The 1,275-nt window shown below is 36.5% G+C and carries 1 protein-coding gene; it reads left to right on the plus strand.

Annotated elements, in window-relative coordinates; all coding sequences use genetic code 11:
• Window positions 1–255 precede the first annotated feature (255 nt).
• The coding region (locus CVU84_17635; GenBank protein PKM93087.1) for an IS110 family transposase at window positions 256–1,275 on the plus strand (1,020 nt) is incomplete at its 3' end.

Genomic DNA, 1,275 nt, shown 5'->3' on the forward strand with positions numbered 1-1,275 from the left:
CTCCTTGTATAATGAACATATAGTAAAATTCAATGCTCATTTGTTTTATTTTTACTATAATGAACTTAGGCGCTGTGGCTTAGTTTTATCTCCTATAGCAGCATAGCTGACTAGTTCGTAAAGGCTCTAACCATAGCTCTATGTTCATTTGTTGATTAGTTAGATAACGCTAGACGTTTTATTTAGAGCAAGGATACATTCAACATAGAGACTTATGGAAACATAGCGTACTCATTTTATTAAGGAGTTGTTCTTATGCTTTATGTTGGTATTGACGTTGCCAAAAACAAACACGATTTCTGTATTATTGATTCTGATGGTGTTGTTCACGTTCATCATCAAACCATCTCTAATTCTCTGGATGGCTTTAAGTTCTTGGTTTCATCCATTCGATCTGCTTTGTCTGAATCAGATAGTTCATATGCAAAAATAGGACTAGAATCAACGGGTCACTATAGCATTAATATCACAAACTATCTGCAACGTTCAGGCTTTGAGATCATCACTCTCAATCCTTTGTCTACTAGTCTCTTCAGAAAAGCTCACACGCTTAGAAAAACTAAAACAGATAAAACCGACGCTATGGTCATTGCAACAATGCTTATTACCGATGATTCTAAGTCCTATTCTCCTATATCATATCAGATTCAGGAGCTAAAATCATTAACTAGGCATCGTTATCGTCTTATTGGTTACCGGTCTAAGTTGAAGCTTTCTATGAGTCGTTTGATTGACATTGTTTTTCCAGAGCTACCTTCTGTTGTTTGGTCAATTCATCAAGCTTCCGTCCTTACTCTTCTTACAGTGTATCCAAACCCTGAAGCCCTTTCAGTAGCTCACTTGACCAAACTTACCAACTTACTCAAAAAGGCTTCAAAAGGCAAATATTCTAAAGATAAAGCTCTTGAAATCAAAACTCTTGCTTCGGCTTCCATCGGTTTGTCCAACGACGCTTTAGCTTTTGAACTCATGCAAAATATTCGCTTAGTTCATAATGTACAAGAAGAAATCAAGCTTCTAGATCATCGTATCAAAGAAATTCTTATATCTATAGATACACCCATATTAAGCATTCCTGGCATCTCATTTACTTTGGCTGCCATTATTATAAGTGAGATCGGTGATATCAACCGTTTTGCTTCTCCAGCTAAACTACTTGCTTATTCAGGTATGGAACCTTCAACTTATCAATCTGGTAATTTTCGTGCTTCCAATACACCCATGGTTAAACGTGGATCTACTTATTTAAGGTGGGCTATTATGCAAGCGTCACGT

Source organism: Firmicutes bacterium HGW-Firmicutes-1 (assembly GCA_002841625.1).
Taxonomy (GTDB): Bacteria; Bacillota; Clostridia; order Lachnospirales; family Vallitaleaceae; genus HGW-1.